General features: G+C 63.0%; 20 protein-coding genes. 12 read left to right on the top strand and 8 right to left on the bottom strand.

Annotated elements, in window-relative coordinates; all coding sequences use genetic code 11:
• Positions 1-68 precede the first annotated feature (68 nt).
• The gene (locus FCU66_RS10355) at positions 69-647 is read right to left on the bottom strand and encodes an LPS assembly lipoprotein LptE (RefSeq protein WP_136622217.1); all 579 of its coding nucleotides are present in this window, start codon (positions 645-647) and stop codon (positions 69-71) included.
• Complete coding sequence (gene leuS / locus FCU66_RS10350; RefSeq protein WP_136622218.1) at positions 634-3,273, bottom strand: leucine--tRNA ligase; 2,640 nt, start codon at positions 3,271-3,273, stop codon at positions 634-636. Before leuS ends, FCU66_RS10355 begins: the two co-directional genes overlap by 14 nt.
• Before the next feature lie 155 nt (positions 3,274-3,428).
• Between leuS and FCU66_RS10345 the strand changes: the two genes are divergently transcribed.
• From FCU66_RS10345 to FCU66_RS10330, 4 genes are all read left to right on the top strand, one after another.
• Positions 3,429-4,091 carry a YggS family pyridoxal phosphate-dependent enzyme gene (locus tag FCU66_RS10345; RefSeq protein WP_136622219.1) on the top strand — a complete coding sequence of 221 codons (663 nt, stop codon included), beginning with the start codon at positions 3,429-3,431 and terminating at the stop codon, positions 4,089-4,091.
• Positions 4,092-4,192: 101 nt separating this feature from the next.
• Positions 4,193-4,447, top strand: coding sequence for a type II toxin-antitoxin system Phd/YefM family antitoxin (locus FCU66_RS10340; RefSeq protein ID WP_136622220.1), 255 nt, complete (start codon positions 4,193-4,195; stop codon positions 4,445-4,447).
• Positions 4,447-4,848, top strand: a complete 402-nt coding sequence (locus FCU66_RS10335) for a type II toxin-antitoxin system VapC family toxin (RefSeq protein WP_136622221.1) — start codon at positions 4,447-4,449, stop codon at positions 4,846-4,848. Before FCU66_RS10340 ends, FCU66_RS10335 begins: the two co-directional genes overlap by 1 nt.
• A gap of 139 nt (positions 4,849-4,987) precedes the next feature.
• Positions 4,988-6,037 (top strand): aldo/keto reductase, encoded by a 1,050-nt coding sequence (locus FCU66_RS10330; protein WP_136622222.1) that lies wholly within the window; start codon positions 4,988-4,990, stop codon positions 6,035-6,037.
• Between the two features lie 45 nt (positions 6,038-6,082).
• Here FCU66_RS10330 and FCU66_RS10325 read toward each other — a convergent pair whose 3' ends face one another.
• Entirely contained in the window at positions 6,083-6,991 is a 909-nt protein-coding gene (locus FCU66_RS10325; protein WP_136622223.1) for a LysR family transcriptional regulator, read from the bottom strand.
• A gap of 119 nt (positions 6,992-7,110) precedes the next feature.
• On the opposite strand from FCU66_RS10325, the gene FCU66_RS10320 reads away from it, so the two are divergent.
• The 3 genes from FCU66_RS10320 (at position 7,111) to FCU66_RS10310 (ending at position 10,726) form a co-directional block, all read left to right on the top strand.
• Positions 7,111-8,304 (top strand): MFS transporter, encoded by a 1,194-nt coding sequence (locus FCU66_RS10320; protein ID WP_136622224.1) that lies wholly within the window; start codon positions 7,111-7,113, stop codon positions 8,302-8,304.
• Positions 8,305-8,365: 61 nt separating this feature from the next.
• Positions 8,366-9,646, top strand: coding sequence for an SGNH/GDSL hydrolase family protein (locus FCU66_RS10315; RefSeq protein WP_136622225.1), 1,281 nt, complete (start codon positions 8,366-8,368; stop codon positions 9,644-9,646).
• A gap of 45 nt (positions 9,647-9,691) precedes the next feature.
• Positions 9,692-10,726: an aldo/keto reductase gene (locus tag FCU66_RS10310; RefSeq protein WP_136622226.1), complete on the top strand. Its 1,035-nt coding sequence runs from the start codon at positions 9,692-9,694 to the stop codon at positions 10,724-10,726.
• Between the two features lie 86 nt (positions 10,727-10,812).
• On the opposite strand, the gene FCU66_RS10305 is transcribed toward FCU66_RS10310, so the two are convergent.
• Positions 10,813-11,085, bottom strand: coding sequence for an usg protein (locus tag FCU66_RS10305; RefSeq protein WP_109664371.1), 273 nt, complete (start codon positions 11,083-11,085; stop codon positions 10,813-10,815).
• 315 nt (positions 11,086-11,400) lie between these two features.
• Between FCU66_RS10305 and acs the strand changes: the two genes are divergently transcribed.
• Both acs and FCU66_RS10295 read left to right on the top strand, forming a co-directional pair.
• Positions 11,401-13,356: an acetate--CoA ligase gene (gene acs, locus FCU66_RS10300; RefSeq protein WP_136622227.1), complete on the top strand. Its 1,956-nt coding sequence runs from the start codon at positions 11,401-11,403 to the stop codon at positions 13,354-13,356.
• Positions 13,356-14,105 (top strand): MOSC domain-containing protein, encoded by a 750-nt coding sequence (locus FCU66_RS10295; RefSeq protein WP_136622228.1) that lies wholly within the window; start codon positions 13,356-13,358, stop codon positions 14,103-14,105. The genes acs and FCU66_RS10295 overlap by 1 nt, the downstream gene beginning before the upstream one ends.
• On the opposite strand, the gene FCU66_RS10290 is transcribed toward FCU66_RS10295, so the two are convergent.
• From FCU66_RS10290 to FCU66_RS10280, 3 genes are all read right to left on the bottom strand, one after another.
• Positions 14,106-15,374, bottom strand: a complete 1,269-nt coding sequence (locus FCU66_RS10290) for an SAM-dependent methyltransferase (RefSeq protein ID WP_136622229.1) — start codon at positions 15,372-15,374, stop codon at positions 14,106-14,108. It lies immediately after the preceding gene.
• Positions 15,375-15,743: 369 nt separating this feature from the next.
• Positions 15,744-17,222 carry a TadE/TadG family type IV pilus assembly protein gene (locus FCU66_RS10285; RefSeq protein WP_136622230.1) on the bottom strand — a complete coding sequence of 493 codons (1,479 nt, stop codon included), beginning with the start codon at positions 17,220-17,222 and terminating at the stop codon, positions 15,744-15,746.
• Between the two features lie 351 nt (positions 17,223-17,573).
• Positions 17,574-18,443 (bottom strand): transglutaminase-like domain-containing protein, encoded by an 870-nt coding sequence (locus tag FCU66_RS10280; protein ID WP_136622231.1) that lies wholly within the window; start codon positions 18,441-18,443, stop codon positions 17,574-17,576.
• Between the two features lie 166 nt (positions 18,444-18,609).
• On the opposite strand from FCU66_RS10280, the gene FCU66_RS10275 reads away from it, so the two are divergent.
• Entirely contained in the window at positions 18,610-19,275 is a 666-nt protein-coding gene (locus FCU66_RS10275) for an HAD-IA family hydrolase (RefSeq protein WP_136622232.1), read from the top strand.
• An 8-nt stretch (positions 19,276-19,283) separates the two neighbouring features.
• On the opposite strand, the gene FCU66_RS10270 is transcribed toward FCU66_RS10275, so the two are convergent.
• Entirely contained in the window at positions 19,284-19,505 is a 222-nt protein-coding gene (locus FCU66_RS10270) for a DUF1674 domain-containing protein (protein ID WP_136622233.1), read from the bottom strand.
• Between the two features lie 105 nt (positions 19,506-19,610).
• Here FCU66_RS10270 and htpX point away from each other — a divergent pair, with 105 nt between their 5' ends.
• Both htpX and FCU66_RS10260 read left to right on the top strand, forming a co-directional pair.
• Positions 19,611-20,627: a zinc metalloprotease HtpX gene (htpX, locus tag FCU66_RS10265; RefSeq protein WP_136622234.1), complete on the top strand. Its 1,017-nt coding sequence runs from the start codon at positions 19,611-19,613 to the stop codon at positions 20,625-20,627.
• A partial coding sequence (locus FCU66_RS10260; protein WP_281285513.1) for a transcription antitermination factor NusB occupies positions 20,624-21,098 on the top strand: 475 nt, incomplete at its 3' end. The genes htpX and FCU66_RS10260, both read left to right, overlap by 4 nt.

Genomic DNA, 21,098 nt, shown 5'->3' with positions numbered 1-21,098 from the left:
AGAGTAGCTCGCCGTTTCCGTGAAACGGTGAACTGCTCTAGACCGTTTCCGGGGAGCGATGAGCCGCGCTAGCCAGCCTTGGCGTGCCTGACCAGATCCTGGGCGATGGACAGTTGTAGCGCTTCCGCCAGTTCGCGCGCGGCGCGGTTCTCGGCGTCGATCTGCGCCCGGTATGCGGCGAATTCCTGACGCGGCCTGTCGAAGGACGAGGTGATCGAACGCTTGCCGGACGCTATCACCACACCGGTCTTCGCATCGGCCAGCGTATAGGTGCCGGTCAGCGTCACGGAACCGGCGGTCGGCTCGTCCTGGTCGGTTCCGACCTGCACAAGTGCCGAGGACTCGACGGCTTCGGTCACGCCGAGAGTGAGCGAATAGGCCGGTGAGGCCGGCTCGCCGGCGCCTCGTCCAAACCCGAAAATCAAATTGTTGCGCACCTGCTGGCCGTAACGCGAGCCGACCGGCTTGATGCCGATCGACGCCAGTTCGGCACTGGCGCTGACCTGCGAACCCGACAGCGGCGCACTCGAATAGAGCGGCCGCACCGTACAGGCCGAGACAAGCGCGAGCGAGCCGACCAGGCCGGCAAGCGCGATGCGGCGCAGCAAACGGCTCAACTCTGTCTTTTCCGGATCAGGCAACGACATTGACGATCCTCTGCGGCACGATGATCACCTTGCGCGGAGCCTTACCTTCGAGTGCTTTCTGCACGAAGTCGAGAGCCAATACCGCTTTTTCGACCGCACCTTGGTCCGCGTCGCGGGCAATTGTCAAATCCCCCCGCTTCTTGCCGTTGACCTGTACCGGATAGGTGACTTCGTTGTCGACGACCAGCGCCGGATCGAAGACCGGCCACGGCCGTTCGGCGACCAGATCGGTCCCGCCGAGCGTTTCCCAGCACTCCTCGGCCAGATGCGGCATGACCGGCGCGATCAGATGCACGAGAATCTCCACGGCCTGCCGGCAGGCGCCTTTCAGCGCTGCATCGGCCTTGCCTTCGGCCACCTCGTTGAGCGGCGTGGTCAGCGCGTTGGCCAGTTCGTACATGCGGGCGATGGCGCGGTTGAAAGCCAGCTTCTCGATATCCTCACCGACCGCCTTCAGGATCTTGTGCGCAGCCTTGGAAACCACCGCGGCCTCGCCGCTGCCGGCCGCCGCGGGCTTGATGCCGACCAGCGTCTCGGCCGCCGTCGACACCAGGCGCCAGATGCGCTGGATGAAGCGATGCGCGCCGGCGGCGCCATCGTCGGTCCATTCGACATCGCGCTCGGGCGGCGAATCCGACAGCATGAACCAGCGCGCCGTATCGGCGCCGTAGCCATCGGTGATGTCTTCCGGGCTCACCGTGTTCTTCTTCGACTTCGACATCTTTTCCAGCGGGCCGATGGTGACGGCCTCGCCGGTGGCGATGTCGATGGCGCTGCGCTTGCCGTCGACATCCTCCAGCCGAACCTCGGTGGGCGCCAGCCAGCGGCCATTCGATGCCGAGCCGACGCGATAGGTTTCGTGCACCACCATGCCTTGCGTGAACAGGCCCTTGAACGGCTCGGCCAGATCGACATGGCCGGTCTCGCGCATGGCGCGGGTGAAGAAGCGCGAATAGAGCAGGTGCAGGATCGCGTGCTCGATGCCGCCAATATACTGGTCGACCGGCAGCCATTCATTCGCCGCCTTGGGATCGGTCGGCTCATGCGCCCACGGCGCGGTGAAGCGGGCAAAATACCAGGACGAATCGACGAACGTGTCCATCGTGTCGGTTTCGCGCCGCGCGTCCTTGCCGCATCGCGGGCATTTCACATGGCGCCATGTCGGATGCCGGTCGAGCGGATTGCCCGGCCGGTCGAAATCGACATCGTCGGGCAGCTTCACCGGCAGGTCGGCCTTCGGCACCGGCACCACGCCGCAATCCTCGCAATGGATCATCGGGATCGGGCAGCCCCAGTAGCGCTGGCGCGAAATGCCCCAGTCGCGCAGGCGGAAATTCACCTTGCGCTCGGCCATCGGCCGGTTGCCGATGGTCTTCTGCTCCAGCAGTTTCGCCACCTCGGCGAAAGCCTGATCCGGCTTCATGCCGTCGAGGAAGCGCGAATTGATCATCACGCCGTCGCCGTCATAGGCTTCATCGATGATCTGGAACGTCGCCGGATTCTCGCCTTCCGGCATCACCACCGGAATCACCGGCAGGCCGTATTTGTTGGCGAAGTCGAGGTCGCGCTGGTCGCCCGACGGGCAGCCGAAGATGGCGCCGGTGCCGTATTCCATCAGCACGAAATTGGCGACATAGACAGGCAGCGTCCATGAGTCGTCAAACGGATGGACGACGCGGATACCGGTGTCAAAGCCCTTCTTCTCAGCCGTCTCCAGCGCCGCCACCGAGGTGCCCATATGGCGGACTTCCTCAATGAACTTCGCCAGGGCCGGATTGCTCTCGGCGGCTTTCTTGGCCAGCGGATGATCGGCGGCGACCGCCATGAAGGAAGCGCCGAAAATGGTGTCGGGCCTTGTCGTATAGACTTCCAGCTCATGCTCGCCGTTGCCAATCTTGCCAGCATCTGGAACAGCCAGAGGCCAGCGGATCAGCAGGCCTTCCGAGCGGCCGATCCAGTTCTGCTGCATCAGCTTCACTTTTTCCGGCCATTCGTCGAGGCCGTCGAGCGAATCCAGCAGGTCCTGCGCGAAGTCGGTGATCTTGAAGAACCATTGCGTCAGTTCACGCTGTTCGACCAGCGCGCCCGAACGCCAGCCGCGCCCGTCGATCACCTGCTCGTTGGCCAGCACGGTCATGTCCTCAGGGTCCCAGTTGACCTTGGAAGATTTGCGCGTCACCAGCCCCTTCTCGACGAAATCGAGGAACAGCATCTGCTGGCGGTGATAGTAGTCGACGTCGCAGGTGGCGAATTCGCGCGCCCAGTCCAGCGACAGGCCCATGACCTTGAGCTGCTCCCGCATGGTGGCGATGTTCTGGTAGGTCCATTCCTTGGGGTGGACCTTGTTCTGCATCGCCGCGTTTTCGGCCGGCATGCCGAAGGCGTCCCAGCCCATCGGGTGCAGCACGTTGAAGCCCTTGGCCCGCTTGTAGCGCGCCACCACGTCGCCCATCGTGTAGTTGCGGGTGTGGCCGATATGGATGCGCCCCGACGGATAGGGGAACATCTCCAGCACGTAGTATTTCGGGCGCGGATCGTCGTTGTGCGCTTCGAACAGCTTCTTGGCGTCCCAGGCCTTCTGCCATTTGGGCTCTGACGCGCGCGGATTGTATCGTTCGGTTGCCATGGGACGTTTTTCACTTAAAAGCATGCGCGAACTGCGGGCGACGGCTCGGCAGTTCAGGGAATGTGGTCCGGGTGTTCACCATGGTTTGGCAAACCCGTCAACCATATGGGTATCGCGTCTGACAAAAACGCCGGTCAAAACAGCAGGATTTGCATATGGGCGATGTCGTTCAGCAGTTTTTCGCGGTCAAGGCGAAGATCGCCGCCGCCGAGCACGAGGCCGGTCGCCAAGCCGGCGCGGTGACGCTGGTCGCGGTTTCCAAGACCTTTGACGCCGCCGACATTAGCCCGGTCATCGAGGCCGGCCAGCGCGTCTTCGGTGAGAATCGCGTGCAGGAAGCGCAAGGCAAATGGCCTGACCTGAAGGACGCATTTCCCGACATCGAATTGCATCTGATCGGCCCGCTGCAGTCCAACAAGGCCAAGGAGGCGGTCGCGCTGTTCGACGTCATCGAGACGATCGATCGCGAAAAGATCGCCGCCGAACTCGCCAAGGAGATCGCCAGGCAAGGCCGGGCACCAAGGCTCTACGTCCAGGTCAACACCGGCTCCGAACCGCAGAAGGCCGGCATCGAGCCGCGCGAGGCGGTGGCCTTTGTCGCCCGCTGCCGCGATGTGCATGGCCTCGCCATCGAAGGCCTGATGTGCATCCCGCCGGCCGACGAGAACCCCGGCCCGCATTTCGCCCTGCTGGAAAAGCTTGCGCATGAGGCCGGCGTCGCCAGATTGTCGATGGGCATGTCCGGCGACTACGAGACGGCGATCGCCTTCGGCGCCACCAGCGTCCGGGTCGGTTCGGCGATCTTCGGCAGCCGATAGTCACCCCGTAGATCTGCTCGCCAGCAGTTCGAGGTGCAACGTTCCTTGTCGTTTTGCCGCACCAATGTTATATCTAGCCAAGCTAGCTAGGAAGCATTCTTATGAACTGGCACCTTCAGGACGCAAAGAACAATTTTTCCAAAGTGGTTCAACGCGCGCGCAGCGAGGGACCTCAGACGGTGACCCTGCGCGGCGAGCGCGCCGCAGTGGTGCTCTCTGCCGAAGATTACGACCGCCTGTCTGGAAAGAAGAAAAGTCTGGCCGAATATCTTTTGACTGGCCCTGTCTGGGACGATGATTTCGCTGAAGAGGTCAACCGTCGCTCGGATACCATGATCCGGGATGTCGATCTCTGATGTATCTGCTCGACACGAACATCGTTTCGGATGTGCAAAGGCGGCTACCCAAGCCGACTGCATGGCTGGCTTCGATCGATCCGGAATCCCTCAATCTCAGCGTCATCACCATCGGCGAGATCGAACGCGGAATCGTCAAGCAGCGCAAGGTCGATGCCGAAAGAGCCACGCGTCTCGATCTTTGGCTGCGGGAACTTCGCCGCGACAATGCCGACCGCATCCTTGCGGTGACGGAAGAGGTGGCATTGGCATGGGGACGTATCTCGGCTGGGCGAACGCGAGGCAGCGCCGACACACTCATCGCGGCAACCGCGCTGGTCCATGATCTCATTCTTGTGACGCGCAACGTCACCGATTTCGATGATACAGGCGTGACGGTGCTCAACCCCTGGGACGACTAACCTATCCGCCTCCGTCTCATCTAACACTCACGCCGGCATCTTTGGACCAATCCCGAGGCGTCATTGAGCCAGCAATTGGAAACGAAACGTACCGTTCCTATTTGCTTTGTGCCATCACAAACTCTCTGGAGCCTCCACCATGCGTTACAACCAGCTTGGAAATACGGGGATGTTCGTCTCCGAACTGTGCCTCGGCACCATGACCTTCGGTGCTGCCGGCGAAAATGCCCAATGGGGCCTGATCGCCAGCCTCGACCAGAAGGGCGTCAACGAGATTGTTGCCCATTCGCTCGCCGCTGGCGTCAATTTCTTCGATACCGCCGACGTCTACTCCTTCGGCCAGTCCGAGCGCCTGCTTGGTCAGTCGCTCAGGGATCTCGGCGTCAACAGGCAGAATGTGGTCATCGCCACCAAGGCGCATGGCGCCATGGGCGAAGGCCCCAACCAGCGCGGCTCGTCACGCGGCCACATCATGGACTCGGTCGATGCCAGCCTCGAGCGGCTGCAGCTCGACCATATCGATCTCTATCAGCTGCACGGCACCGACACCGTGACGCCGATCGACGAGACGCTGCGGGCACTGGACGATCTGGTTGCCAGCGGCAAGGTCCGCTATGTCGGCGTCTCGAACTGGGCGGCATGGCGCATCGCCAAGGCGCTCGGCATCGCCGAGCGCAAGGGCTTTGCCCGTTTCGAGACCGTCCAGTCCTATTATTCGATCGCCGGCCGCGACCTCGAGCGCGAAATCGTGCCGCTGCTCAACGAGGAGAAGCTCGGCCTGATGGTGTGGTCGCCGATGGCCGGCGGCTTGCTCTCCGGCAAATATGGCCCCGGCGCACCGGGCAATGGCGAAGGCCGGCGCGCCAGCTTCAACTTCCCGCCGGTCAATGAGGACCGTGCCTGGGCGGCTGTTGCCGTCATGCGCGAGATCGCTGGGAAGCATGACGTGAGCGTCGCCACGGTGGCGCTCGGCTATGTCCTGGCCAAGCCCTTCGTGATGAGCGTCATCATCGGCGCCAGCCGCATGGAGCAGCTGGAGCAGAACCTTGCCGCGACCCAGCTGAAGCTCGACACCGACGATCTGGTTCGTCTCGACGAGGTCAGCGCCCTGCCGTCCGAATACCCCGGCTGGATGCTCGAGCGTCAGGCAGCGGGCCGACGCCCGGCGCCGTTCACGCCGAAAGCATAAATGCAGCCCACACTGACATCTCGGGAGCCCGTGGCTCCCGGGATGTCAGGTCAGCCGCACGCTCTCCCCCAGAAAATCGAGAAAGGCGCGCACCCGCGCCGGCAGATGCCGGCCCTGGCCGACATAGACGGCGTGGGTGGGCTCCTCGTCGCCGGGATTGAATGCCTCCAACAGCGACACCAGCCGGCCGGCGGCGATATCGGCTGCCACATGCCAGTACGCCAGCCGGGCGATGCCCGCGCCCGCCAACGCCATCAACCGCATCGCCTCGCCATCGCTGACCAGCGTGTTACCGATGATCGGAACCATGATGGCGCGGCCTTCCGCGTCGAGGAACGGCCAGCCATCGACATGCCGCACGAATCCAAAGCCCATGCGGTTGTGCCTGTCGAGATCGGCTGGCGTCAGCGGCATGCCGTGCGTCTCGAGATAAGAAGGTGCTGCAACGACGACGACCGGGCTTTGCCCGAGCTTGCGCGCCACCAGCCGTGACTCACTCAGCGGCCCGGCACGGATGGCGACGTCGGCGCGTTCCGCCATCAGGTCGATGACACTGTCGGTCAGCACCAGATCGACCGAAATCTCGGGGTAGCGTTCGAGGAAGCGCGGCAGAAGCGGGATCAGCCGATGCACCCCGAAGGGCACGTAGGTGTTGACGCGCAACCGTCCGCGCGGTGCTGCACCCGCCGCCGCCTCCTGCTCGGCCGCCGCCATGTCGGCGAGGATGCGCAGGCCGCTCTCGTAGAACGCCGTGCCTTCCGGCGTCAGTTGCAGCTTTCGCGTCGAACGGCTGACCAGCCGCGCGCCAAGCCGGGTCTCCAGCCGCGCGATCAGCTTGCTCACCGCCGACGGCGTCATGCGCAACGCGCGTGCCGCGGAGGAGAAACTGCCGTCCTCGACGACACGTACGAACACTTCGATCTCGCCGGAGCGATTGACGTCAGGCCTGGCCATTTGTGAATCTATTTCACAGAAAATGTGCCCAAGGCAAGTCTGGTTCACAATGCATGGCAACACGATCTTTCGGGTCGGGGCGCGGGACGGCGCTCTTCGTCATCGAAGTGGAAACCGCCATGCCTCTTGCTCTCTACGCCCTCGCCGCCGGTGCCTTCGGCATTGGCGTCACCGAATTCGTCATCATGGGTCTGCTGCTCGATGTCAGCAAGGATCTTGGCGTTTCGATCTCGGCCGCCGGCCAGCTCATTTCGGGCTATGCGCTTGGCGTCGTCATCGGCGCGCCCCTGCTGACCATCGCCACCGGCAACTGGCCACGCAAGACCGTGCTTCTGGCGCTGATGGCGATCTTCACGCTTGGCAATCTCGCCTGTGCGCTGGCCCCCGATTACTGGACGCTGATGGGCGCCCGCATCATCACCGCCTTTGCCCACGGCACCTTCTTCGGCGTCGGCTCGGTCGTCGCCACCGGCCTGGTCGCGCCCAACAAGAAGGCCTCGGCGATCGCGCTGATGTTCACCGGCCTGACCATCGCCAACATCCTCGGCGTGCCCTTCGGCACCTGGCTCGGCCAGGCTTTCGGCTGGCGGGCGACATTCTGGGCGGTGACATTGGTCGGTCTGGCGGCCTTCGCCGTCATCCTGGCTCTGGTGCCTCGCAGCCGGACGGCGCCTGAAAAGAGCGACCTGCGCGCCGATCTCGCCGTGCTGCGCCGCACGCCCGTCCTGCTCGGTCTTGCCACCACCGTGCTCGGCTATGCCGGTGTCTTCGCCGTCTTCACCTACATCGCTCCGTTGCTGACCGAGATAAGCGGCTTCAAGGAAGCGGCCGTATCGCCGATCCTGCTCGTCTTCGGTGGCGGTCTCATCGCCGGCAATCTCGCCGGCGGCAAGGTCGCCGACCGCTGGCTGGTGCCGGCCGTTCTCGGCAGTCTCGTAGTGCTTGCCCTGGTGCTCGCCACCATGACCTTCGCCATCCACAGCCAGGTGATGGCCGTCATCTATGTCGGCCTGCTCGGCGCTGCCGCCTTCGCCACCGTGGCGCCGCTGCAGATGTGGGTATTGGACAAGGCGCAAGGTGCCGGCCAGAGCCTCGCCTCGTCCTTCAACATCGCCGCCTTCAACCTCGGCAATGCGGCAGGCGCCTGGCTTGGTGGCGCGGTTATTGCCCATGGCCTTGGCCTGGGTTCCCTCACCTGGGTCGCCGCCCTGCTGCCGCTCGCGGCACTCGGTGTGGCGGGACTGGCCCTGCGTCTCGACAGAAATGAAGAGCGGCTGGTCCCGGCTGCTGCTCGCTCCGGCTCCATGGATTGAAGGCAGTCCCGAGATCCACCGTCAGCATGACGTGAAAACAGAACGCGAGAGGAGAGACCCGATGACACATTCCGTTCGCCAGACCATCGTCGCCCTTGTGGCAAAGCGCCTGACGCTCGGCGCATTCGCCTTGGCGGCTTCGTTGATGGTCGGCCCCGCCATGTCAGGCGAAAGACAGGACTGGGTTGGCACTTGGATGGCCAGCCCGCAACCGACATGGGGGTCCGATTTCGCCTTGCCCGTGAAGATAGCGCCGAAGCTTGAGAACCAGACCATACGCCAGACGGTCAGGACCAGCGTTGGCGGCAAGCGGTTCCGCATCGTCTTGTCGAACGAGTACTCAAACGTGCCGGTCCAGATCGGCGAAGCGCATGTGGCGATCGCCGGCGAGGGGTCAGGAATCATCCCTGGGACCGATCGCGTCGTTACCTTCGGTGGCCAGGCAAAGGCAACAATTCCGGCGGGCGCGCCTTTGGTCAGCGATCCGGTGGAACTGCCCCTCGACGCTTTGAGCCGACTTTCGATATCGATCTACCTGCCGCAGGCCACACCGATCTCCACCTTCCATTGGGATGGCAAGCAGACCGCCTATATCGGCGACGGCAACCAGACGGCTGCCGAAACAGTCGCCGCCGCACAGACCACCGATGCGCGTATCCTGGTCAGCGAAGTCCTCATCGATGCGCCGGCAAATGATGGCGCCGTTATCGCCATCGGCGATTCGATCACCGATGGTAATGGCGCCACACTGGACGCCGACGACCGCTGGCCGGACTTCCTGGCAGGGCGTCTCGTCTCCAACAAGATAGCGGTGCTCAACGCGGGCATATCCGGCGCCAGGCTGCTGGACGATGCGATGGGCGTGAAGGCATCGGCGCGCTTCGGCCGTGACGTGCTGGCCCAGCCGGGCGCCAGGGCGGTGGTTGTGCTCATCGGCATCAACGACGTCAGTTGGCCCGGCACGCCCTTCGTGTCCGAAAAATCGCTGCCATCGCTGGCGGCCCTGACCAAAGGCTATCTGCAGCTCGCCGCCCAGGCCCACGCCCACAATCTCATTATCGTTGGCGGCACCTTGACACCCTTCGAGGGCGCGCTGAGCGGCACGCCGCTCGATGGCTACTACACGCCTCAAAAGGAAGCGCTACGCCAAGAGGTAAACGAGTGTATCAGAACCAGCGGCGCCTTTGATGCGGTCGTCGACTTCGATCTCCTGCTTCGCGATCCCGCGCATCCGACACGCCTGCTGCCGGAGTTCGATTCCGGCGACCATCTGCATCCCGGCGACAAGGGAAACAGGGCTATGGCGCAGGTCATCGATCTCGGCCAGCTGGTCAAAGACTAAGCAGGCCAGCACCTGACATCACCCGGCAATTGAAAGGACAAGAAAATGGATTATCGACGTCTCGGTGCATCGGGCCTGAAAGTGCCCGCACTCTCCTTCGGCGCGGGAACCTTTGGCGGTTCCGGCCCGCTGTTCGGCGCCTGGGGCAACAGCGACGCCAGGGAAGCGCGGCGGCTGATCGACATCTGCCTCGAGGCCGGCGTCAATTTGTTCGACACCGCCGACGTCTATTCGAACGGCGCTTCGGAAGAGGTGCTTGGCGAAGCGATAAAAGGCCGCCGCGACGCCGTGCTGATCTCGACCAAGACCTCGCTGCCGATGGGCGACGGCCCGGCCGATTACGGCTCGTCACGTTCGCGGCTGATCAAATCCGTGGACGCCGCGTTGAAACGTCTCGGCACCGATTACATCGACCTTTTGCAGCTGCACGCCTTCGATGCCGGCACGCCGATCGAGGAGGTGCTGTCGACGCTGGACGAGCTCGTGCGTGCCGGCAAGTTGCGCTATGTCGGCGTCTCCAATTTCTCCGGCTGGCAAGTGATGAAATCGTTGGCGCAAGCCGACAGCCAAGGCTATCCGCGCTATGTCGCCCATCAGGTCTATTATTCGCTGGTCGGCCGCGACTATGAATGGGAGCTGATGCCGCTCGGCCTCGACCAGGGCGTCGGCGCACTGGTCTGGAGCCCGCTCGGCTGGGGTCGCCTGACCGGCAAGATCCGCCGTGGCCAGCCCTTGCCGGAAAAGAGCCGGCTGCACGACACAGCGAGCTTCGGGCCGCCGGTCGAGGACGAGCATCTCTACCGAGTCATGGATGCCCTCGACGCCGTGGCCGAGGAAACCGGCAAGACCGTGCCGCAGATCGCCATCAACTGGCTGCTGCGGCGCCCGACGGTGTCGTCCGTCATCATCGGCGCCCGCAACGAGGAACAGCTGCGCCAGAATCTGGGCGCTGTCGGCTGGACGTTGACGCCGGAGCAGATCAGGACACTCGACGCGGCAAGCGAAGTCACCGCGCCCTACCCGTATTTCCCGTACCGGCGGCAGGAAGGTTTCGCCCGGCTCAACCCGCCGGCGGTGTGAGCGCATCGGACTGCTAAGGCCAAGGTTCGCAGGACAGAGGGGGGCGCCGTGGGGCGCCAACCTCAACGGCTCCCGAGCACTAGCTCCTAATGCAGCACGAACTCGCCATCCACCTTGCGCCATTCATTCGGCGCGATCAGCTTCTGGTGCGTGTAGCTGATCGAATGCAGCGGCCCGTCCAGCTTGGCCTTCCAGAATTCGATGAACTTGATCAGCACCGGAAATTGCGGAGCCAGATCGTAGTCCTGCCAGATGAAGCTCTGCAGCAGATGCGGATGGTCCGGAAAATGATAGAGAATCTTGGCCGTGGTCAGGCCATAGCCTTTGAGCATCAGGTCCATTTCGGAATGGTCGCGCATGGCAGTCCCCTTGGGCGGTCCTGGTTGAGTCTCCTTTCCTCCCAACGTCAGAGTGTGCGCGCCGTTGCTTAACTGTCTATTGATTTTTCCTGATCGACAACGGGTTTTCCGCGCGAAAACATGCAGTTAGCAGCGAGCCCGTCGGAGTGCTGACAGCTGCAGGCAAAATGCCTGCGGCATCCCGCCGCGCGAATCCAACGTCTAATATTGCGATCACAGACGAACTGGTAATAATGCCGCCGAATTCGCGGGCAGCTCTGCCGCGATCCCGCCGGCGTTTCAAGCCGGCGGATTGGTTTGGGAGGAAAGTCAGGAATGTCCGAGGTTCATGTCCATCGCGTCCAGCCGGCGTGGAAGAAAAACGCGCTGATCGACAATGACACCTACCTGAAATGGTATGCCGAGAGCGTCAAGAATCCGGACAAGTTCTGGGGCAAGCACGGCAAGCGCATCGACTGGTTCAAGCCCTTCAGCAAGGTCAAGAACACCTCCTTCGACGGCAAGGTCTCGATCAAGTGGTTCGAGGACGGGCTGACCAACGTCTCGGTCAACTGCATCGACCGGCACCTGAAGAAGCGCGGCAACCAGACCGCCATCATTTGGGAAGGCGACAATCCCTACGACGACAAGAAGATCACCTACAACGAGCTCTACGAGCATGTTTGCCGGCTCGCCAATGTGATGAAGAAGCACGGCGTCAAGAAGGGCGACCGCGTCACCATCTACATGCCGATGATCCCGGAAGCCGCCTATGCGATGCTGGCCTGCACGCGCATCGGCGCCATCCACTCGATCGTCTTCGGCGGCTTTTCGCCGGACGCGCTGGCTGGCCGCATCGACGACTGCAAGTCGACCTTCGTCATCACATCAGACGAGGGCCTGCGCGGTGGCAAGCCGATCCCGTTGAAGGAGAACACCGACAAGGCGATCGAAATCGCCGCGAAAGCCGGAACGAAAGTCGAAAAGGTGGTGGTCGTGCGCCGCACCGGCGGCAAGACCGGCTGGGTGGCCGGACGCGACGTCTGGTACCATGACGAGATCGCGACGGTGAAGGCCGAATGCAAGCCCGAGAAGATGAAGGCCGAGGATCCGCTGTTCATCCTCTACACCTCCGGCTCGACCGGCAAGCCGAAGGGCGTGCTGCACACCACCGCCGGCTACCTCGTCTACGTCTCGATGACGCACCAATATGTCTTCGACTACCATGACGGCGACATCTACTGGTGCACCGCCGATGTCGGCTGGGTCACCGGCCACAGCTACATCGTCTACGGCCCCCTCGCCAACGGCGCCACCACGCTGATGTTCGAAGGCGTGCCGAACTATCCGTCGCAGTCGCGCTTCTGGGAAGTCATCGACAAGCACAAGGTCAATATCTTCTACACCGCGCCGACGGCTCTGCGCGCGCTGATGGGCGCCGGCGACTCCCATGTGAAGAAGACGTCGCGCAAGTCGCTGCGCGTGCTGGGCTCGGTCGGCGAGCCGATCAATCCGGAAGCCTGGGAGTGGTATTTCAACGTCGTCGGCGACGGCAAGGTGCCGATCGTCGACACCTGGTGGCAGACCGAGACCGGCGGCATCCTGATCACGCCGCTGCCGGGCGCCACCGACCTCAAGGCAGGCTCGGCGACGCGGCCGTTCTTCGGCGTCCAGCCGCAGCTGGTCGACGGCGAGGGCAAGGTGCTGGAGGATGCCGCCGACGGCAACCTGTGCATCACCGATTCCTGGCCCGGCCAGATGCGCACCGTCTATGGCGATCATGAACGCTTCATCCAGACCTATTTCTCCACCTACAAGGGCAAGTACTTCACCGGCGACGGCTGCCGCCGCGACGCCGACGGCTATTACTGGATCACCGGCCGCGTCGACGACGTCATCAATGTTTCCGGCCATCGCATGGGTACGGCCGAAGTCGAATCCGCACTGGTCAGCCACGACAAGGTCTCGGAAGCCGCCGTCGTCGGCTATCCGCACGACATCAAGGGCCAGGGCATCTACTGCTACGTCACGCTGATGGGCGGCGAGCAGCCGAGCGAGGAGTTGCGCAAGGAACTGATCGCACATGTCCGCAAGGAGATCGGCGCCATCGCTTCGCCCGACAAGATCCAGTTCGCGCCCGGCCTGCCGAAGACACGTTCCGGCAAGATCATGCGCCGCATCCTCCGCAAGATAGCCGAGGACGATTTTTCAGCCCTCGGCGACACCTCGACGCTGGCCGACCCGGCCGTCGTCGAAGACCTGATCGCCAACCGGCAGAACAAGAAGAGCTGATGCAGGACGAGGCCGCGCTGGGCACTGTCACCGAGCTTTGGCGCTATCCGGCGAGTTCGCTCGCCGGCGAACGGCTCGATGCGATCCTTGTCGGTTCGGAAAGCATCGACGGCGACCGCCTGTTCGGCCTTGTCGACGTGTCCGACAATGAGATCGCACGACCGGATCGCGAGGCCAAATGGCACAAGGTGCCGCGCATCCGGACCCGGCTGTCGCCTGCCCGCGAACTCGAGATCGCCGTGCCTAACGGCGACTGGCTGGCTGCGCCGGATATCGAGAGCGACCGCGCGGTGTCGGCCTATCTTGGCTTCGAGGCCTCGATCCGGCCGTTTCGCCGGGAGAATGCCGCGCCTGGCTATTCCGGCCCGCTGACGGCGGAGCGCTATCGCAAGGCGCCGATCCATCTGTTGACCACGGCTTCGCTGGCGCGCCTGAAGGCATTGCATCCGGAAGGCACCCCCGATCCGCGCCGTTTTCGTCCCAACATCGTCGTCGACATGGTGGCAATCGAAGGGTCGTTTCCCGAGACGGAATGGATCGGCCGAAAGCTGGTGATCGGCGACCTGTTGCTGACCATCTCCGAACCCTGCCGCCGCTGCGGTTTCACCATCATCGCCCAGGATGGCTTCGACCATGATCCGGCGATCCTGCGCAATCTGGTTCGCCACAACGCGCACAATCTCGGCGTCTATTGCACGGTCGATCGGCCGGCCAGCATCGAGCTCGGCGATACGATGCGCTTCATCTGATCATTGATACAGATCCGCCCGCGTCGGCGGCAGCCCGCTCGGGCCACGCGCGCGCTTGGTGACGACGGTCTGGAAAATCTGTGCCGAGGCGCGTTCGAAGGTGATCGAACAGCCGGTCAGGTAAAGCAGCCACAGCCGCGCCTTGGCTTCGCCCACCTCGGCGATTGCCTCGTCGAACCTTGCGTGCAGACGCTCGGCCCACAGCCTGCAGGTGCGGGCATAGTGCTCGCGCAGGTTCTCGACATCGTAGACGAGGAAGCCGTGGGCTTCGAGATTGCCGAGCGTCATGCCGATCGTGTCGAGTTCGCCGCCGGGGAAGATGTATTTGATCAGCGCCTTGAACTCCGGACCCTTGCGCAGGGTCTTCTTGATGTCGCCCTTGCTGCGCCTGGTGATGGCGTGATGCAGATAGATGCCGCCCGGCTTCAGCAGCCGGTGGATGGTGGAAAAGTAGGTGGCATGGTTGGCGAGCCCCAGATGCTCGAACATGCCGATCGACGATATCTTGTCGAAGCTACCGGTAAGCTCGGCGTAGGATTTTATTTCAATCGTGATCTTGTCCTCCAGCCCCTCGGCGCGAATGCGCTCACGGGCAAGTTGCGTCTGGGCTTCCGACAGCGAGACACCATGGCCGATGACGCCGTAGTTCTTCGCGGCATGGATCAGCATCGCGCCCCAGCCGCAGCCGATGTCGAGCAGCCTCTCGCCGGGCTTCAGCCGCAGCTTGCGGCAGATATGGTCGAGCTTGTCGATTTGCGCTTGATCGATGCTGTTGGCGAAATCCTTGAAGTAACCGCAGCTATAGACCATGCGCTCGTCGAGAAAGAGCCGATAGAAAGCATTCGAGATGTCATAGTGATGCTGGATCGCTTCCTGGCTCGAACCGCTGACGAAGGGATTGCGCCCCGAAAGGTCGGTCCGCGCCGTCATCTGTTTCCTTGAAAACAGCACGGCCGGCAGATCACGCAGGATCGCCAGCTTCGGCAATGTCTTGAGTTTCGACCTGAGCTTGCCTTGCGAAGGCAGGGCGTAGAAATCAAACAGCGAACCGCCTTCGACATCGACCGCCTTGGAAATCCACATCTCGATCAGTGTCGAGAAGTTGGGTCGGCGAACCATCTGCCAGACAATGTCCGGGTCGTTGACGGTGAGCACAGGGCCGGTGGCGGGGCCAATGCGCTCGCCGGTCCACAGCTTGACAGCAAAGCCCGGCTTCAGCGTTTCAACAACCGTTCGAACGATCCGCGCGGCCTTGTCGGTGGCGTCCATGCTTCCTCCCCGAAGCCAGAGCGCCAATGTTGTCTGTTTGCCCCTGGACTGCAAGCCACCCGTCCGGCCAGCCTGTCTGGAAAGACACACACCCGGCTTTTTGAGGGTGGCACCTTGCCATTTCCCAAATGAGACCCCATCATCTGAGTGTGTTCAACAAATCGAAAGGAGGTGATCCGATGTCGAGTGATTTCGTTTTCCAGAACGTGGCCTCAGCGGATTGCACTTTCGGGAAGCAGTCTTCCCGTTAAGGCGCGAGATGCGCGGCGGGTGACCTCTTGGGGTCATCGCCATAGGGCCGCGCCACGGACGGAAACACGGAAGGCCGCCAGCTTCGAAAGAAGCGGCGGCCTTTTCCTTTTTTGCGGATTACTGGGTCAGTGCGACCTTTTCGGTGTTGCGGATGATTTCCTGAAAGGCGGCGTCCAATTCCACTCCGGTGGACACCTCGAAGTAATGTCTCTCGGCGGCTGAGCTATCTTTCGACGAACAGTCCTTCAGCACCGCCTTTGCCTGGTCCCGCTCGGTCGCCGACATGTCCTTGTCGTTCAGATCGAAGCCGATGGTGAAAATCTCGATGCCGTCATCTTTCATGTTGCCGCACAGCGTTTCGGCGTTGCCGCGCGCAAGGTTGCCCTGGCTGTTGTAGCTGCCCCCCGCACCGGCAAAGGCGGTATTGAACTGGCCATCGGTCATCAGGATCGCGACCTTGGCGATCTTCTTCGCATTGGCATCCGAGGCGCCTTTGCCGAGACCGGCATTCTCGATCGCGGCGCGCCATTGCGGCGACAGCATATAATAGGTCCACTGAATGGCGATCGCGCCGGCCGTATAACCACCGGCCTGGAAGTCGTCGATCGAATCAAGCAATGCATCGGAATCCGCGGTCAGCGGGATCACTTCCGCATCAGGGCACCTGTTCATTCCCCCACCACTGAGATGATCGTCTCGGTTGACCAGGGCATAATATTTCTTGCCGGTGCTGTCCGTGCGAACCGTCTCTGGCCCGTCGGCGCTCAAATCCGCATCGCCGTTTTTGTCCTTGCGCTCCGTCGTGCAATTATCGGGGTGTGGCATCGCCGCGCCAACAATGGAGATGTAATCGTTGTAGGATGGCAGTAAATCCTTGCCCGTCTTGGCGACGAGAAGCGAACTGCCGGCGACCGGTGGCAGCTCCGAGCTCCCTTGGTTCTCGGCATAGACGTTTTCCGCCAGCTTGCCGGCGTTCACGCCAGATGCGTAGGGCACAATTGCGACGCGGATGCGGGGGTTCTTCGGATCCTGGTTCTGGAGCATCGTCTGAACGGCGTTTCTTGCAGCTGCTTTCAGATCGCCGATCTTGTCGATCTTGCCCCGCTTCGCCATCGATCCTGTTATGTCGAGCATCATCGCCACTTCGACGGTCTTGTCCGAATAGAGCGCCGTTGTCGAAGCGGTGACGCGTTTCATGTCACCCGTCCCAAAAATCGGGAAATACAGCGCGACATCGACATGGGCGTCGGCTTGGACCGTCTTGGCGGTACTGTTGACCGTCAGTCTGTCGAGCACGATCTGGTCGACCTGCAGGATGCCCGCCGTGCTGTTGGCATCGAGAAAGGTCTGAACCGATTTGTTGGCATCGGCCTCCTTGATGGCCCCTGTCGTCAGGTCGCGTGCGGTCGATGTCACGGCGGCATCGACCACGCCCTGCAGACTCGATTTGGCATTATAGAGCTGCGAGACGTTGACGGAAAAGCCGACGGCTAGCGCCAAGACCGAGGCAGCAAGGCCGAACAGGACTGCGAAATTTCCACCGCGATCTCTGGCGAACCCGCCGACCGCGTGAACAAGACCCCCGTAATTCCGCATCCTACAGCCTCCGCTTGCCTCGGCCTCGTCGCCGCAGCAAGGACAATGCAGGATTCCAGCCGGATGACGCCGCTCAGCCTCGGAAAGCAGGCCGCTCGCAAGCAACGCATTGTTTTCCTTTGGTTTCGAGCTTCGCAAAGGTGAATGACTGGTAAACAGAAATGCGCGGGCCCGGCTGTGTTTACGAGCCGGTTACCATGCTCAAAACGAAGCAATCGCGGAATGCCCGATGACGTCCTGTTGCGGGACAGGGCCTGTGTGCCGAAGCGAGCCAGCTGTCCCGAGATTGCAGGGGCAAGTTGAGGCGCGAACGGACCATAGTGTGTGGAGATTCAGTTCAGCCGAATGCCTCTAGGCCAGCATCCGCGCGCTGACGGTCCTGTCGATGCCGTGATAGGGCGGGTTGAACAAATTGCCTTCCTGCTCGTAGGTCCACACCTTGAACAGGCTGAGCCGGTGCGGGCCGAAGCTGTGCAGCAGCGGCACGTCGGTGGCGTCACGGCCGCGTGCGATGACGACGCGCCCGATCCTCGGCGTGTTATGGCGGGCATCGAACGTGTACCATTTGCCGTCGAGGAACACTTCCAGCCAGGCCGAGAAATCCATCGGCGCCGGATCGATCGGCACGCCGATATCGCCGAGATAGCCGTTCACATAGCGCGCCGGAATGTTCATGCAGCGGCACAGCGTGATCGCCAGGTGGGCGAAGTCGCGGCAGACGCCGACCCGCTCCTCATGCGCCTGCGCCGCGGTGCGGGTCGAGCGGGCATAGCCATAGCCGAAGGACAGCCGGTTGTGGACATAGTCGACGATCGCCTGCACGCGCGCCCAGCCGGGCGGGACATGGCCGAAGAGCTGCCAGGCCAGGCCACTCAGATGATCTGTCTCGCAATAGCGGCTGCCCAGCAGATAGCCGAGCACCTCGTCGGGCAATTCCGCCACCGGCACTTCCCTGGCCAGCGTATTGACCTCGTCCGTCTCGCCGCTGTCCTCGACGACCGCGTCATACAGGATGCGAAAACCACCGGCTGGCGCCGTGAAGCGGCGGCAGGCATTGCCATGCAGATCGTGGTAGAGCTTGGTCGGCACAGAAGGCGAGGTCAGCACGCGCGTCTGCCGCTTGATGTCGGCCTGGCGGTCCTTGTGGATCTCGAGCAGCGAAATCACGGGGGTGGCCTCGGTGCATTCAATGGCGATTTCATAGCCGAGCCGGATCAGCATTGCAGTCCCCTTCGATCGTCGTGGAAAACAGTTTTGCTCAAACGCAAAAAGACTGGCTGTGGTTCCCTGGGCCGATCGAAAAGCTCGGCCCGTGTCTTCCCCTGCCGTGGCCGAGACGTTAGGTTCGGGAACGCCGCAAGCGCTCCCCCGGACTCTAAGGAAAATCATGTATTCAGGCAGAAAATTCGCGGCCTTCCTCTTCGATATGGACGGCACGCTCATCAATTCCATCGCCTCGGCGGAACGGGTGTGGAGCGATTGGGCACGCCGCCAGGGCCTCGACGTCGCCGCCTTCCTGCCGACGATCCATGGCGTGCGGGCGATCGAGACCATCACCGGCCTGGCACTCCCAGGCGTCGACCCGGCGCACGAGGCTGATCTGCTGCTGAAGGCCGAGGCGGCCGATCTGGATGGCATTCTCCAGATCGCCGGCGCGGCGGCGTTTCTCAATTCGCTGCCCACCGAGCGCTGGGCGATCGTGACCTCCGCGCCGCGCGAACTGGCGCTGTTGCGCATGCAGGCCGCCGGCATCCCTGTCCCGGCCGTCCTCGTCGCGGCGGAAGATGTCTCCCGCGGCAAGCCGGCGCCCGATTGCTTCCGGCTTGGCGCAGAACGGCTCGGCTTCGATGCGCGCGACTGCCTGGTGTTCGAGGACGCTCCGGCCGGCATCACGGCAGCCGAGGCGGCGGGCGCGGCGGTGATGGTCATCAACGCCACGCACAAGCATCCATTGCCGACACAACATGCCACGATCGCAGGCTACGACACGGTCGGCATCACCATCGACGAGCGTGGCTGGATCGCGCTCGAGCCGCAACGCAGCGCTGCGTAGGGAAGCATCTAGAAATCGCTGGTCAGGCCCTTGACCTCCCAGTCGCCATAGCGCCCGGGCTCCTTGCCGCCGCGGCCGCCGACTTCCTTCGGCGCCGAGGCTTCCTTTTCCAGGTATTTTACACGCCTTGCTTCGGCTTCCGCGAGCGCACGTCTGGCTTCCGGCGTGAGCGCCTTTGGCTCGACGTCATGGCCAAGGTCGGCATCGATTTTACTGGTTTCGTCGTTCATGCGATATTTCCAGCGGATTGAAACAGGACCAGGCGTTTCCCATCATATAGCGACGAAGTCACGACGATCGACCCCCTTTCGCTATCACCTGGACAGGAGCAGACGATGAACACCATCCGCACCGCCATGCTTCTTGCCGCGATGACCGCGCTGTTCATGGGTGTCGGCTTTTTGATCGGCGGATCGGGCGGCATGATGATCGCGCTGCTGATCGCTGCCGGCACCAATCTGTTCAGCTACTGGAACGCCGACAAGATGGTGCTGTCGATGAACCGCGCCGTCGAGGTCGACGAAAGGAACGCGCCTGAATATTACGCCATCGTCCAGGCAATGGCCAAACAGGCCGGCCTGCCGATGCCGAAGACCTATCTGATCGACAACCCACAGCCGAACGCCTTTGCCACCGGCCGCAACCCGCAGAACGCGGCGGTCGCTGCCTCCACCGGCCTGTTGCAGGCTTTGACGCCTGAAGAGGTCGCCGCCGTGATGGCGCACGAGCTCGCCCATGTGCAGCACCGCGACACGCTGACGATGACGATCGTCGCCACCTTTGCCGGCGCCATCTCGATGCTCGGCAATTTCGCCTTCTTCCTCGGCGGCAATCGCGACAACAATCCGTTCGGCTTCGTCGGCGTGCTGGCGGCGATGATCGTGGCGCCCTTTGCCGCGATGGTCGTGCAGATGGCGGTCAGCCGCACCCGCGAATACGAGGCCGACCGGCGCGGTGCCGAAATCTGTGGACACCCGCTCTGGCTGGCATCCGCCCTTGACAAGATAGCCCGCGGCGCCGAACGCATCCGCAACCCCGATGCCGAGCGCAATCCGGCAACCGCGCATCTCTTCATCATCAATCCCCTTCACGGCGAGCGCATGGACAGTCTGTTTTCCACCCACCCGAGCACCGACAACCGCATCGCCGCTTTGCAGGCGATGGCGCTGCAGATGGGAGGGAGCCAGACCCAAGCTCCGCGCCAGGCGCCGACGCCACGGCAGGCGGACGAACAGCGGCCATCCGGCCCGTGGGGCGAGGCAGCACGGCCCGAGCAGCCGGCGGAGCCCGCCAAGCCGAAATCCAACCCGTGGGGGCGCAACCCGACCGGGCCCAAAGGCCGGTGGTCGTGAGCGTGGCGGACAGAGGATCTCGACGCACGGTTTCAGGTGATCAGGAACACAGGGACGGCGGCGACTTCGTTGCCGGCCTCGCCGCCCGCAAGGCGGCGGCGCGCCTGCTTGCCGCCGTCATCGACGCCAGGACGCCGCTCGACGGCCTGACCGATCACGAAAACGGCCACCCGCAATACAAGGCGCTCGACCTGCGCGATCGCGGCCTGGTGCGCGCCATCCTGATTACCGCGCTGCGCTATCGCATGACCATATCAGGGCTGCTGGCGCGGCGTCTGGAGAAGCCGTTGCCGCCCAACGCCACCGCGCTGTCGCACATATTGCATGTGGCGGCGGCCCAGATCCTGTTCCTCGACATTCCCGACAGCGCCGCCGTCGACATTGCGGTGACCCACGCCAAGTCCGATCCACGCACGCAGCGTTTTTCCGGTCTCGTCAATGGCGTGCTGCGCACCTTGGCGCGCGCCAAGG

Source organism: Mesorhizobium norvegicum (assembly GCF_004919685.1).
Lineage (GTDB): Bacteria > Pseudomonadota > Alphaproteobacteria > Rhizobiales > Rhizobiaceae > Mesorhizobium > Mesorhizobium norvegicum.
This window is presented reverse-complemented; position numbering and strand designations above follow the sequence as displayed.